Annotated in this window: 10 protein-coding genes; 6 read left to right on the top strand and 4 right to left on the bottom strand. The window is 63.5% G+C overall.

Translation table 11 applies throughout. From position 1 onward, the window contains the following. Positions 1–1,197: LLM class flavin-dependent oxidoreductase (locus ENZ74_RS08045; RefSeq protein WP_164760970.1), on the top strand; the 1,197-nt coding region annotated here is incomplete at its 5' end. Positions 1,198–1,209: 12 nt separating this feature from the next. Here the strand turns inward: ENZ74_RS08045 and xdhC are convergent. The 4 genes from xdhC to uraH form a co-directional block, all read right to left on the bottom strand. After that, complete coding sequence (gene xdhC, locus ENZ74_RS08050) at positions 1,210–2,091, bottom strand: xanthine dehydrogenase accessory protein XdhC (RefSeq protein ID WP_063169824.1); 882 nt, start codon at positions 2,089–2,091, stop codon at positions 1,210–1,212. 74 nt (positions 2,092–2,165) lie between these two features. Next, positions 2,166–4,520, bottom strand: a complete 2,355-nt coding sequence (xdhB, locus tag ENZ74_RS08055) for a xanthine dehydrogenase molybdopterin binding subunit (RefSeq protein WP_063169823.1) — start codon at positions 4,518–4,520, stop codon at positions 2,166–2,168. Further along, positions 4,520–6,001 carry a xanthine dehydrogenase small subunit gene (gene xdhA, locus ENZ74_RS08060; protein ID WP_063169822.1) on the bottom strand — a complete coding sequence of 494 codons (1,482 nt, stop codon included), beginning with the start codon at positions 5,999–6,001 and terminating at the stop codon, positions 4,520–4,522. The genes xdhB and xdhA overlap by 1 nt, the downstream gene beginning before the upstream one ends. 3 nt (positions 6,002–6,004) lie before the next feature. Continuing rightward, a complete protein-coding gene (uraH, locus tag ENZ74_RS08065) occupies positions 6,005–6,379 on the bottom strand; it encodes a hydroxyisourate hydrolase (protein WP_013528242.1) in 375 nt (124 codons plus the stop codon). 203 nt (positions 6,380–6,582) lie between these two features. Here uraH and puuE point away from each other — a divergent pair, with 203 nt between their 5' ends. The 5 genes from puuE to ENZ74_RS08090 form a co-directional block, all read left to right on the top strand. Next, a complete protein-coding gene (gene puuE / locus ENZ74_RS08070; RefSeq protein ID WP_063169821.1) occupies positions 6,583–8,001 on the top strand; it encodes an allantoinase PuuE in 1,419 nt (472 codons plus the stop codon). A 10-nt stretch (positions 8,002–8,011) separates the two neighbouring features. After that, on the top strand, positions 8,012–8,875 hold the full coding sequence (locus ENZ74_RS08075; RefSeq protein WP_024501939.1) for a bifunctional allantoicase/(S)-ureidoglycine aminohydrolase: 864 nt from the start codon (positions 8,012–8,014) through the stop codon (positions 8,873–8,875). Further along, the gene (locus tag ENZ74_RS08080; RefSeq protein WP_013528245.1) at positions 8,872–9,378 is read left to right on the top strand and encodes an ureidoglycolate lyase; all 507 of its coding nucleotides are present in this window, start codon (positions 8,872–8,874) and stop codon (positions 9,376–9,378) included. The genes ENZ74_RS08075 and ENZ74_RS08080 overlap by 4 nt, the downstream gene beginning before the upstream one ends. Next, the gene (locus ENZ74_RS08085; protein WP_013528246.1) at positions 9,375–9,968 is read left to right on the top strand and encodes a nucleoside deaminase; all 594 of its coding nucleotides are present in this window, start codon (positions 9,375–9,377) and stop codon (positions 9,966–9,968) included. The genes ENZ74_RS08080 and ENZ74_RS08085 overlap by 4 nt, the downstream gene beginning before the upstream one ends. Before the next feature lie 82 nt (positions 9,969–10,050). Next, the coding region (locus ENZ74_RS08090; RefSeq protein ID WP_127312722.1) for a CocE/NonD family hydrolase at positions 10,051–11,832 on the top strand (1,782 nt) is incomplete at its 3' end.

The raw sequence follows: 11,832 nt of genomic DNA on the forward strand, positions 1-11,832 counted from the left end.
ATCGCCGCCTGGCGCCACCCCAAGGCGCACGTCACCGCCGGCATAGACATCGATCATTACATCCAGCTGGCGCGCACGGCGGAGGCGGCGAAGTTCGACATGGTGTTCTGCGAGGACGCCGCCGGCCTGCGTGAAGCCAATATCGGCATTGCCAGCCAGACGTCGCGCTCGATCGGTTTCGAGCCGATCAGCCTGCTCTCGGCGCTCGCCGTCCAGACCAGCCGCATCGGCCTCGTCTCGACAGCGTCGACAAGCTACAACGAGCCCTATGGGCTGGCACGAACCTTCCTGTCGATCGACCATCTGAGCGGCGGCCGGGCCGGCTGGAATCTGGTCACCTCGGCCAGCCCCATCGAAGCAGCCAATTTCGGCGCGACGGGCCTCAAGCCCCATGCCGACCGCTACGAACGGGCGCGCGAGTTCGCCGAGGTGGTGACCGGCCTGTGGCACGGCAAGGCTTCCGGCCATAACGGCCAGAGCTTTTCGGTTCGCGATCCGCTCGACCTGCCGCGCTCGCCGCAGGGCGCGCCGGTGATGGTTCAGGCCGGCGCCTCGGATGTCGGCCGCGACCTTGCCGCCCGCACCGCCGATGTGGTGTTCACGGCGGCGCAGACCTTCGAGGAAGCCAAGGCCTTCTATGACGATCTCAAAGGACGTCTGGCGGCCTATGGGCGCGAGCCGGACGACATCAAGATCATGCCGGGCGTCGCACCGGTGGTGGCGGAGACCGAAGCGGAGGCCCGTGAAAAATACGAGGAATTGCAGGAGCTGATCCCCGACGATGTCGGCGTGGCGCTGCTGTCCAGCTATCTCAGCATCTCCGATCTGTGGCGCTATCCGATCGATGGGCCACTGCCGGAACTGCCGGAGAGCGAGGGGATGAAGAGCAGGCAAGCGCTGGTCATCGAGCAATCGCGCCGCGACGGCCTCTCCATCCGCCAGCTCGCCCGGCATTTTGCCGGCGCGCGGGGCCATTGGCGCATCGTCGGCACAGCGGCCCAAGTCGCCGACGAACTGCAGGCGCGGTTCGAGGGTAGCGCGGCCGACGGTTTCAACGTCATGCCCTCATATTTCCCCGGGGAACTCGATGCCTTTGCCACGCTCGTCGTGCCGGAGTTGCAGCGGCGCGGACTGTTCCGGACGGAATACCAGGGCCGCACGCTGCGCGACCATCTGGGTTTGAAACGGCCGGTTTAGCTGCGGCGCAGCTTAGCTTGCCATCACCTTGCCATGCGGAATTTGATGGTCGGCATTTAAGGCTGCGTTGTGATTGACCAACGCCGTCATGATCTCGGCCGCAGCCAGCGCCGCGATGACCTGAGGGCGCTTGTCCTTGACGGTGTCGCCGCCAATTGGCGAGACGAGGCGGGCAAACTCGGCCTGGCTGCCGTCCGCCGATTTCAGGAACCAGGTCCTGAACGTCGCTTTCTTCGTCTTCGAGCCGATCATGCCGACATAGGCGGTGTCACCGCGTTTCAGCGCTTCCGCGACGATCAGGAAATCCAGCGCATGATCGTGGGTCAGGATGGCGAAGGCGGCGCCGGCGGGGGCATTCCGCACCATCGCTTCCGGCATAGCTGTCAGCCGTGTCTCGATGGTTTCGGGCATGCCTTCCAGTGCTTCGGCCCGCGTCTCGATGACGACGCCGTGCACGGGAAGAAGTGCGATCGCCGATGCCAGCGCCTGGCCGACATGGCCGCCACCGAAGATGTAGACGTACGGCAGGTGCGCCTCTTCGGCTTCGGCGGCCGCAACCAGGTCGCCGGCAAGCGCAGCATCGACGAGCCGGATCAAGACTTCGACGCGCCCGCCGCAGCATTGGCCGATCTCGGGACCCAGCGGGACGTCTAGGGTGGCGCAGACTTCGTCAACCTCGATGCGGGCTTCTTTGCCCAACATCTGCCTGGCCTTGTCGATCGCCATATATTCGAGCTGACCGCCGCCGATGGTGCCAAAGATCGCCGTCGGCGAGACGAGCATGAAGGCGCCCTTCTCGCGTGGCGTCGAGCCTTTTGTTCCGGCCACTTCGACCACGGCAACCCGACCGGCGCTGGCGAGAAAGGCTTTCAGGCTTTGCACTTTCGAGTTCATGGTTCACGTTCCCGAATGGGAAATATAGGTTTTTTCGGCCCGGATTGCACGCATTGCCGACCCTGGGGCCGGATTCAGGCGCCGGCCTCTTTCTTCAGCCGCTCGATCGCCATCAGAACCCGCTCCGGGGTCGCCGGAGCATCGAGGCGCGGGCAGATCCTGTTGTCGGCGACACTGGCCACCGCGTCCGATAGCGCATGCAGCACCGACATGCCGAGCGGGAACGGCGGCTCGCCGACCGCCTTGGAGCGGTGGATGGTTGGCTCGCCGGCTTCCGGCCAGTCGGCCAAGGTGACATTGAAGATCTTCGGCCGGTCGGAGGCGAGCGGGATCTTGTAGGTCGACGGTGCATGCGTGCGCAGCCGGCCCTTGGCGTCCCACCACAGTTCTTCCGTCGTCAGCCAGCCCATGCCCTGGATGAAGCCGCCTTCGATCTGGCCGATATCGATCGCCCGGTTCAGCGAGCGGCCACAGTCATGGAGAATATCGGTACGCTCGACCATGTATTCGCCGGTCAGCGTGTCGACCGAGACTTCCGAGCACGAGGCGCCATAGGCGAAATAATAGAAGGGGCGGCCCTCGCCCTTGTCGCGGTTCCAGTGGATTTTCGGCGTCTTGTAGAAACCAGCCGCCGACAGCTGGATGCGGGCCATATAGGCCTGCTTGACGAGGTCGGCGAAGGCGATTTCCTGGTTGCCGATACGCACCCGGTTGGGCAGGAACAGCACCTGATCACGCGGCACCTGATATTTTTCGGCGGCGAAATCGGTCAGCCGATCCTTGATCTGGCGCGCGCCATTCTGCGCCGCCATGCCGTTGAGGTCGGAGCCGGACGACGCTGCCGTAGCCGAAGTGTTCGGCACCTTGCCAGTCGTTGTCGCGGTGATCTTCACCTGGTCGAGATCGATCTGGAACTCTTCCGCCACCACCTGCGCCACCTTGACGTAGAGGCCCTGCCCCATCTCGGTTCCGCCATGGTTCAGGTGCACCGAACCGTCGGTGTAGACATGCACCAGCGCGCCGGCCTGATTGTAATGCGTGGCGGTGAACGAGATGCCGAACTTGACCGGCGTCAGAGCCAGGCCCCGCTTGATGAAACGGCTGTTGGCATTGAAGGCCGATATTTCACGCCGCCGCCGCGCATAGCTCGCGCTTTGCTCAAGCTCGGCGACGATGCGCTGGATGATGTTATCCTCGACCGTCTGGTGGTAGGGCGTGATGTTGCGGCCCCCCTCGCTACTGGTGCCGTAGAAATTCTTCTTGCGGATTTCGAGCGGATCCTTGCCGACGGCAAAGGCCACCTCGTCGATGACGCGCTCGGCGCCGACCATGCCTTGCGGGCCGCCGAAACCACGAAAGGCGGTGTTCGACACGGTGTTGGTGTAGAGCGGCGCCGACTGCGCATGCACAGCCGGCCAGAAATAAGTGTTGTCGCAATGGAACAGCGCGCGATCGGTTACCGGGCCGGAAAGGTCCGACGAAAAACCGCAGCGCGCCGCGAACATGAAATCGACGCCGAGGATGTTGCCCTCGTCATCGAAGCCGACCTCGTAATCGACGAGGAAATCATGACGCTTTCCGGTGGCGATCATGTCGTCGTCGCGGTCGGGCCGGATCTTCACGGCGCGGTGGTGCTTCTTCGCGGCGATCGCGGCCAATGCGGCAAACTGATTTCCCTGCGTTTCCTTGCCGCCGAAGCCGCCTCCCATGCGGCGGATTTCCACCGTGACGGCATTGCTCGGCACGCCGAGCGCATGGCTGACCATGTGCTGGACTTCGCTTGGATGCTGGGTCGAGGAATAGATGGTGACGTCCTGATCCTCGCCAGGAACGGCCATGGCGATATGGCCTTCGAGGTAGAAGTGTTCCTGGCCGCCGATGCGCATTCTTCCCTTTAGCCGGCGCGGCGCCTGACGGATCGCCGTAGCGGCATCGCCGCGCTTCAGAGTGAGAGGCGGCGTGACGAGCTTGTCCTTCTTCGGATCGAGCGCGCCGATGTCGGTGACGAAAGGCAATTCCTTGTATTCGACCTTTGCCAATCTTGTGGCGCGGCGCGCCTGCTCGCGAGTTTGCGCAATAACGCAGAAGATAGGCTGGCCGTAGAATTGCACCTTGCCGTCGGCAAGCACCGGCTCGTCGTGGCGGCCGGTCGGCGAAATGTCGTTTTCGCCCGGCACGTCACTGGCCGTCAGCACGTCGACAACGCCGGGCGCTGTACGCACCGCCGAGAGATCCATGCTGGTGATGGTGGCATGCGTGGCACCGGAAAGCCCTAGGCAGCCATGCAGCGTGCCTGATGGTTCCGGCATGTCGTCGATGTAGACGGCGGTACCGCTGACATGTTTGTGCGCGGAATCGTGGCGCTGATCGGTGGCGACGCCGCCAGCGATCTTTTCAGCCTTGAGGTTGGGGGCAGCGTGCTTGTTCATCATGCCGCCTCGTGCCTTGAAACCTGGACCGGCTCTCTGGTGCCGCTGCTCTCGGCAAAAAAGCGCAGCAGCAGGTTTTTCGCTGCCAGGGCGCGATATTCGGCCGAGGCCCGCATGTCGGTCAGCGGGGTGAAATCCCTGGCATATTCGGCCATCGCCGCTTCAACCGTCTGTTCGGTCCATGGCTTGCCGAACAGCGCTTTTTCGACGGAAGACGCCCGCTTCGGCGTCGCCGCCATGCCGCCATAGGCGATGCGCACCTCCGCCACCGTGCCGTCCTTGGCCAGATTCAGGAAAAACGCGCCAAGGGCCGCGGTAATGTCCTCGTCGCGACGCTTGGTGATCTTGTAGACGGCAAACTTCGTTTCCTTGGCCGGCACCGACACATGCACGGCCTCGACGAATTCACCCGGCTGCCGATCCTGTTTGCCGTAGGCGATGAAGAAGGTTTCCAACGGGATCGTCCGCTGCTTCTTGCCCTTGCGCAAGGTGAGACTTGCGCCAAGCGCGATCAATGGCGGTGGCGTATCTCCGATCGGCGAGCCGTTGGCGATGTTGCCGCCGATGGTGCCCATGTTGCGCACCTGTTCGCCGCCGATGCGATCGAACAATGGCCCCAACGCCGGGATGCGCTTCGCCAATGTCGCGAAGGCGTCAGTGTAGGTGACGCCGGCGCCGATCGAAATGACGCCCTTGTCTTCCGAGATGGTGCAAAGCCCGTCGAGATCGCCGATGAAAATGGCCGGTGAAATATCGCGCATGTGCTTGGTCACCCACAGGCCGACATCGGTCGAGCCGGCCACGATGGTAGCGCCGGGTTCCTTGTCCAGCACGGCGGCGAAATCGTCGACATCGGCCGGCACGACCAGCCGCGCCTTGCCGGTTCCGATCTCGACCCGGGCGCCGTCACGCATGGCCTCGAGCCTCGCGGTGATCGCCTTGCGTTCCGTGGCCAGCGGGTCCTTTGCCGCCTTGCCGTAGCTGGAGATGGCATGCGCGGCGCGCATGATCGCCTCATAGCCGGTGCAGCGGCAGAGATTGCCTTGCAAAGCTTTTTCGACATCCGCGTTCGAGGGATCAGGCGACTTCATCCACAAGCCATAGAGCGACATGACGAAGCCGGGCGTGCAGAAGCCGCATTGCGAGCCGTGGAAATCGACCATCGCCTGCTGCACCGGATGCAACTGGCCTGGCCCGCCACGCAGATGCTCGACCGTTACGACGTGTGTGCCGTCGAGCGAGCCGAGGAAGCGGATGCAGGCATTGACGCTTTCATAGACCAAGCCGCCCTCCGACAGCTTGCCGACCAGCACGGTGCAGGCACCGCAGTCTCCCTCGGCACACCCTTCCTTGGTGCCGCGCAGCGAACGGTCGAGCCGCAGCCAGTCGAGCAAGGTCGCGTCGGGTGCCACCGACGAAAGCGCCACATCCCTGCCATTGAGAATGAAGCGGATTTCGTTGCGGATGCTAATTTTGGTCATGCCTCAGCTCCCCCTGTAGGTCGAGTAACCGTAGGGCGAGACCAGCAGTGGCACATGATAATGCACAGGCTCGGCCATGCCGAAGCGGATCGGTATCACATCGAGAAAGGCCGGTTTCGGCAGGCTCAACCCCTGCTGGCGCAAATAGTCGCCGGCGGCGAAGACCAGTTCGTATTCGCCGGTGCGGAATTCCGCGCCGGCGAGCAGCGGCTTGTCGCAACGGCCGTCGGCATTGGTGAGAACGGTCTTCAGATGTGTCCGCGCCTTGCCCTCGAGGTGATAGAGCGCGATCGACAGTCCCGCCGCCGGCTTGCCGGTCGCCGTGTCGAGGACATGGGTCGTCAGACGCCCGCCGTCGGCTTTCGACGTTTCTGCCATTGGCCGCCTCCCATTTCCGGTACGAGCGAATTGGCCCGGTACGGTCAAGTATCAACAGTGAATTGTGCGCCAATTAAAGGCGATGCATAAGTCCCGGTCGAGCGGAGTGCGACAAAAACACTTTCAAAAATTTTCGGGGGAATGCGAGAAGCACCCTTTCGATATTCTGATCATACTTCGGGCCGTGCCCGGCGGGAGGGACGATGCGTTACAGCAGAGACATGCGTGGCTACGGAGCCAATCCGCCGGACCCGAAATGGCCTGGCGGTGCACATGTCGCCGTGCAGTTCGTCGTCAATTACGAGGAAGGCGGCGAAAACTGCGTGTTGCATGGCGACAAGGCGTCCGAAGCCTTCCTGTCGGAAATCGTCGGCGCGGCACCCTGGGTGGGTCAACGCCACTGGAACATGGAATCCATCTACGAATACGGCGCCCGCGCCGGCTTCTGGCGGCTGCTCCGGCTGTTCACCGAGTCGCAAGTGCCGATCACCTGCTACGGCGTCGCCACAGCGCTCGCCCGTTCGCCGGATCAGGTAGCGGCCATGCAGGACGCCGGCTGGGAGATCGCTTCGCACGGCTTAAGATGGATCGACTACCGCGACCACAGCGCCGAGGATGAGCGCCGCGACCTCGAGGCGGCGATCAAGCTGCACTACGAAGTGACCGGCGCGCGCCCGACCGGCTGGTATACGGGTCGCACATCGATCAACACGGTGCGGATTGTGGCGGAAGAAGGCGGCTTCGACTATGTGTCGGACACCTATGACGACGAGCTGCCGTACTGGTTCGAGCATGAGGGCGGCGCGCAGCTCATCATCCCCTATACGCTCGACGCCAACGACATGCGGTTCGCCACGCCGCAAGGTTTCAACTCGGGCGACCAGTTCTTTGCCTATTTGAAGGACAGCTTCGATACGCTCTATGCCGAGGGCAAGGCCGGCCGGCCACGCATGATGAACATCGGCCTGCACTGCCGCCTCGTCGGGCGGCCGGGCCGGGTGGCGGCGCTGAAGCGCTTCGTCGACTATGTGAAGTCGCACGACAAGGTCTGGCTGGCGAGGCGCATCGACATCGCCAAGCACTGGCAAGAGGTCAATCCTTATCAACCGGCGGCACTCCGCCCATCGAAGATGGAATTCGAGACCTTCGTCCACACTTTCGGCGGCGTGTTCGAGCATTCGCCCTGGATCGCCGAACGCGCCTACGAACTGGAACTAGGCCCGGCGCATGACACTTCGGGCGGCCTGCACAATGCGCTTTGCCGTATCTTCCGCTCCGCCAGCGAAACCGAGCGGCTTTCGGTGCTCAACGCCCATCCCGACCTTGCCGGCAAACTGGCCAAGGCCAAACGGCTGACGGCGGAATCGACCAGGGAACAGGCCTCGGCCGGCCTCGACGCGCTGACCGACAAGGAGCGCGAACTGTTTTCCAAGCTCAACGCCGCCTACGTCACCACCTTCGGCTTCCCTTTCATCATCGCGGTGAAGGGAAAGACGAAGGGGGAAATCCTGGCGGAGTTCGAGGCGCGCATCGGCAACAGCCGCGGCGTCGAATTCGAGACCGCCTGCAAACAGGTCGAGCGCATCGCGCTGCTCCGCCTCAAGGACATGCTTCCGCAATAGGTTTGAAACCATGGATACGATCAGGATGCCCGAGCGAACCTATTACGCGCCACATGGCGGTCATTCCGGCCAGAACGAGCTTCTGACCGGCCGCGCCGTCTTCACTGAGGCCTATGCCGTCATTCCCCGGGGTGTGATGCAGGACATCGTCACCAGTGCGTTGCCGTTCTGGGACGAAACCCGCGTCTGGATCTTGTCGCGACCGCTATCGGGTTTTGCCGAGACGTTCTCGCAATACATTGTCGAGGTCGCGCCCGGCGGCGGCAGCGATCGGCCGGAACCCGATGCCGGCGCCGAAGGCGCTCTGTTCGTGGTCGAAGGCGAACTGACGGTTCTGCTTGCCGGCAAGACGCATGTGTTGCGGCCCGGCGGCTTTGCCTTCCTGCCGCCGGCCAGCGGCTGGACGGTTCGCAACGAAAGCAGGGCCGCCGTGCGCTTCCACTGGATTCGCAAGGCTTACGAGGTGGTCGACGGTCTCGATGTGCCGGAAGCCTTCTTCACCAATGAGCAGGAGATCGCGCCAACGCCGATGCCCGGCACCGAAGGCCGCTGGGCGACGACGCGGTTCGTCGATCCGGCAGATTTGCGCCACGACATGCACATGACCATTGTCACGCTGGAACCCGGCGCGGTCATTCCCTTCGCCGAGACCCATGTCATGGAGCACGGTCTCTATGTGCTGGAGGGTAAGGCCGTCTACCGCCTCAACCAGGACTGGGTCGAGGTCGAGGCCGGCGACTATATGTGGCTGCGCGCCTTCTGCCCGCAGGCCTGCTATGCCGGTGGCCCGGGTAAATTCCGCTATCTGCTCTACAAGGACGTCAACCGGCACGCCAAGCTCGGCGGCGCCGGCATCGCAAGGCGCGCGCTGTGACCCGTATCGTCGCGCGGCCGCTGACCCGCGAGGGCTTTGCCCCCTTCGGCGATGTCATCGACATGGGCGGCGACAACCACTACCCGATCAATGGCGGCAGGGCCGAGCGCTATCATGATCTGGCTACCGCCGAAGCAACCGGTCCGAACGCCCGCGTGCTGATCTCGATGGTGCGCGGCACGCCCTACGAATTGCCCCTGAAATTGAGCATGGTCGAGCGCCATCCCTTCGGCAGCCAGGCCTTCATCCCGCTCTCGCCGCGCCCCTTCCTGGTCGTCGTCTGCCATGACGGGGAGCAGGGGCCGGGCGAGCCGCATGCCTTCATCACCGCACCCGGACAAGGCATCAATTACCGGCGCAATCTCTGGCATGGCGTGCTGACGCCGCTCGGCGAGGCTCAGGACTTCCTGATCGTCGACCGTGGCGGCGATGGCTCCAATCTCGAAGAGTTCCATTTCTCGCACGCCTACGAGATCCACTTGCCCAACGAGAGCCTCCTGTGACCGATATTTCACTGATCGACCGCCTGCTCGATGTGATCGAGCACGACATCGTGCCGAAGACGGCCGACGGCGTTACCTATGGCAACAAGCTGTTCGGCGCGGCGATCCTGCGCAAGGACGACCGTTCGCTGGTGCTGGCTGAAACCAACAACGAGATGGAAAACCCGCTCTGGCATGGCGAGGTCCACTGCCTGAAGCGTTTCTACGAAATGCCCAGGGCTGAGCGCGTCGATACGAAAGACGCCATCTTCATCGCCACGCACGAACCCTGCTCGCTGTGCCTGTCGGCGATCACCTGGACCGGCTTCGATAATTTCTACTATCTGTTCAGCCACGAGGATTCGCGCGACAGCTTCGCCATCCCGCACGACCTGAAGATCCTGAAAGAGGTCTTCACCCTCGATCCCGGCGGCTACAATGCCGAGAATGCCTACTGGAAGAGCTTTTCTATCCGCAGGCTGGTGCGAGCGTTGCCCGAGGCAGAGCGGCGACGGCTGGAGACCCGTATCGGCGCGATTTCGGCGCGCTACGATGAATTGTCCAACATCTATCAGGCGAACAAGGACGATAACGATATCCCGCTGAACTGACGCGGATTGACCAGCCGAATTCGTTGGCTGGCCCACGACGCGGCACGGCAGGCTCCATCATCTGGCGATCCTGGAGCATGCCATGAAAACCGTCACCGAATTTGCCCGCAAAATCGTCGAATTCCCGGACATGGGCATCGTCATGCCGGATGGCTGCCGCCTGTCGGCGCGGGTGTGGATGCCGGAGGATGCGGGCGACGATCCGGTGCCTGTCATCCTAGAGCATCTGCCCTACCGCAAGCGCGACGGCACCATCTTTCGCGATCAGCTGACGCATCCTTATTTCGCCGGCCACGGCTATGCCTCGATCCGCGTCGACATGCGCGGCAATGGCGATTCCGAAGGGCTGATGGACGACGAATATTCCGAGCAGGAATTGCAGGACGCCTGCGACGTCATCGCCTGGGCGGCAAGCCAGCCCTGGTGCAACGGCAATGTCGGCATGATGGGCATTTCCTGGGGCGGCTTCAACTGCCTGCAGGTGGCGGCCAAGCGGCCGCCGGCGCTGAAAGCGGTGATCAGCCTGTGCTCGACCGTCGACCGCTATGCCGACGACATCCACTACAAGGGCGGCTGCCTGCTGATCGAGAATTTCGGCTGGGCCTCGACCATGCTGTCCTACTCGTCGCGGCCGCCGGATCCGCTTTTGGCCGGCGACAACCGGTGGCGCGATCTGTGGCTGACCCGGCTGGAGAACCAATCCTTCCTGGCGCCGCTGTGGCTGAAACACCAGCACCGTGATGCCTACTGGAAGCGCGGCTCGATCTGCGAGGATTTTTCCGCCGTCAAAGCCGCCGTGCTGTCGATCGGCGGCTGGCATGACGGCTACCGCAACACCGTCTCGCATCTGGCGACCAACATCCAAGCCCCGGTCAAGGGCATCGTCGGGCCATGGATCCACAAATACCCGCACTACGCCGGGCCCAAGCCTGCCATCGGCTTCCTGCAGGAGGCCTTGCGCTGGTGGGACCGCTGGCTGAAGGGTGTCGACACCGGCGTCGAGGCCGACCCGGCCTACCGCGCCTATGTCATGGACAGCGTGCGTCCGGCGCGCTGGCACCCCGAGCGTCCCGGCCGTTGGGTGGCGGAGCAGGAATGGCCCTCGCCAACCATCAAGATGCAAACGCTCGATCTGATCTCCTCAACGGAAAAACCCGCCATCATCGCCTCTCCGCAAAGCTGCGGCCTGGCCGGCGGCGAGTATTTTCCCTTCACCTTCGGTCCCGAACTGCCCGGCGACCAGCGCCCCGACGATGCGCTGTCGGTGTGTTTCGACCAGCCGGAACTCAGCGAGCCGATCGACATCGTCGGAGCGCCGGAGGTCGAGCTGCGGCTGTCCTCTGATCGTCCGCAGGCCAACATCGCGGTCCGGCTTTGCGATGTGCATCCCGACGGCGCCTCGGAGTTGATCTCCTATGGCGTGCTCAATCTGACGCACCGCAATTCGCACGAATTCCCCGAGGCGCTGGTGCCGGGCGAAACCGTCTCGGTGCGCGTCGTGCTCGATCAATGCGCCTATCGTGTGCCGGCCGGCCACCGGCTGCGTGTTGCCGTTTCGAACGCCTATTGGCCTGCCATCTGGCCGTCGCCGGAGCCGGTCCAGCTCACCTTGTCGACGGCGACGCTCAATTTGCCGCTGCGGCCGCTGGCGACAGGCGACGAAGTAACGTTCGCCGAGCCGGAAGGTGCCACCCCCTGGGCAACAGAGACGATCCGCGCCGCCAATTCAGAGCGTCATGTCGATCGTGATGAGAAGACCGGAATGGTGACGCTTTCCATTGTTGACGATTTCGGCGAGGTGCGCGATCTCGCCCATGGCCTCGCCAATGGCAGCATCGCCCGCGAGACCTGGACGATCCATCCC

The organism is Mesorhizobium sp. M7A.F.Ca.CA.002.15.2.1 (genome assembly GCF_003998715.1).
Taxonomy (GTDB): domain Bacteria; phylum Pseudomonadota; class Alphaproteobacteria; order Rhizobiales; family Rhizobiaceae; genus Mesorhizobium; species Mesorhizobium ciceri.